Source organism: Herbaspirillum sp. (genome assembly GCF_035644555.1).
Classification (GTDB): domain Bacteria; phylum Pseudomonadota; class Gammaproteobacteria; order Burkholderiales; family Burkholderiaceae_D; genus Herbaspirillum.
This window is the reverse complement of record NZ_DASQOH010000060.1, coordinates 1-1,720: the sequence shown is the minus strand read 5'-3', so window position 1 is coordinate 1,720 and position 1,720 is coordinate 1. Positions and strand designations below refer to the sequence as shown.

Below are 1,720 nucleotides of genomic sequence, written 5' to 3'. Positions count from 1 at the left end.
GAGTTCCTGTGCCCACTCGGTGTACTGGAAATACTGGTTTTCCACATACAGGTAACTGCGCGCAAAGCTGCTGGCCTGGCGATACAGGCGCTTGATGGTCTTGTCGCCTTCTTCCGGCTGGGTGCGCACGATCTGGGCATTAACCGTGGCCTGGCCTCTCAGGGGTTCCCACAGGCCAGGAGGCGGCCGATGCACGTCGTGCTCACGCTTGAGCGGGGTCCCTCGCCCCTTGGCGCGGTTCCAGGCATCGGTGAAGTTCTTGCTGATACCCACCAGCGCCTCGCCCTGGATGCGGCAGGCATAGTCCTGGTAGGGCTTGAGGCCAGGTCGGCCATCCTTGGTGCCACCCTCCCACGACTCGCCGCGGCGTGGATCGTAAAAGAGGTGCTCCTCGGTATCCCAGTAGTCGGTCACCGAGTTCAGACCCATCACATAGCCAACTGCATGCACACCGCCTTCGTGTTCGTAATCGATGAGAATGGTCTTCTGGTGATCCGTGGCGACCACGGCCATGCCGACGGTCTCCAGCAGGCCGCGCTTGCCGGGCTCTTCGGACAAACTGCCCAGTACCGCACTGACGTCGCCATCGCGAATGCGCAGACTCAGATTCTCGATCAGGCCCTGCTCGGCTTCGCGGTACCACTGGGCGTTGAAGGCTTGGCGCATGCCCTGGGGATCGTCGGCCGACGGGGGCAACTTTTCTTGCCTGCCCATGCGGTACAGGTTGCTCACGTTGGGCTCATAAGGGCCGGACTGCCGGAACCCCGGCATGTTCTTGGCCAGCGAGCTGCCGATGAAGCCGTACCACGACAACAGCCGCACCTGCACCGGCTTGCCGCCGTTGTAGCGGCCTGCGGCGACATTGCGCAGCAGACCGCCCCAGCTCTCGCCACGTGGCCATTGACCTCGTTCACGCTCCAGCTCCATGGCCGGGTCGAAGCCCCAACAGATGATCTCCACGCTGGCGCGGGCTTGCTTGATGTCGTTGAGGATGCTGCGAAAGCCTTCCTCGCCGCAGTAGAGCATGGTCAACTTGTTGCAGCGGTGGATGGGGCTGTGCCGGTCGTGCTCGCTTTCGAGCAGCCATTGCACACTGCCCCAGCTGATGGGCGAGGCTTCACTGAGGGGGACGCGGGATTTGCGGTGGGTGGTGGGCATGATGCGCCTGGATGAATAAGGGGTGGATCAAAAAGGCGGGCTGGATCAGCCTTCCCTGAACTCTCGGTTGCGCTGGCGGTCTTGTACGTCCTCGTCAGCGGCGCGATAGCCACGCGCGGCCAGGATGTCGTCCTCCGAATCCAGCGCGGCCTTGACCGGCAATTCGAACTCATGGCCGTTGCTCAACTTGACGACGTAATCGGTGGTACCAGAGACGTGATCCTTGACGACCAGCTGTCCACGTCCGTCGGTCATGCCGTCGGCCACTTTGGCACCGTCCTTGTAGAGGGCATACGGTTCGTGCGCGAAGATCCGGCCCGGCATCGAGTGCGAACGCAGCAGGAAGGCTAGGCTTTGCTTCTGCTTGAGTTCCTCCAACTTGACCGGCTCCGGCAAGCTCACCTGGGGGCCGTTGGCGGGACCATCCAGGTTGTACTGCGCTGCATGCGCCTGCCAATTGCCGCTGGTGCCTTGTTCGATGCCGCCCGCATTGAAGCGCATGTAACTGCCCCCGCCATTGATGAGGACTTCTTCCTTGGCGGTGATGCTGATGCGATTGGCG

General features: G+C 62.4%; 2 protein-coding genes. Both read right to left on the bottom strand.

Going from position 1 to position 1,720, the window contains the following annotated elements; genetic code table 11:
• On the bottom strand, positions 1-1,158 hold a 1,158-nt coding region (locus VE092_RS16930), incomplete at its 3' end, for a phospholipase D-like domain-containing protein (protein ID WP_414653506.1).
• 45 nt (positions 1,159-1,203) lie between these two features.
• Positions 1,204-1,720 (bottom strand): DUF2345 domain-containing protein (locus tag VE092_RS16925; protein ID WP_324878738.1); only part of this gene is annotated, 517 nt, incomplete at its 5' end.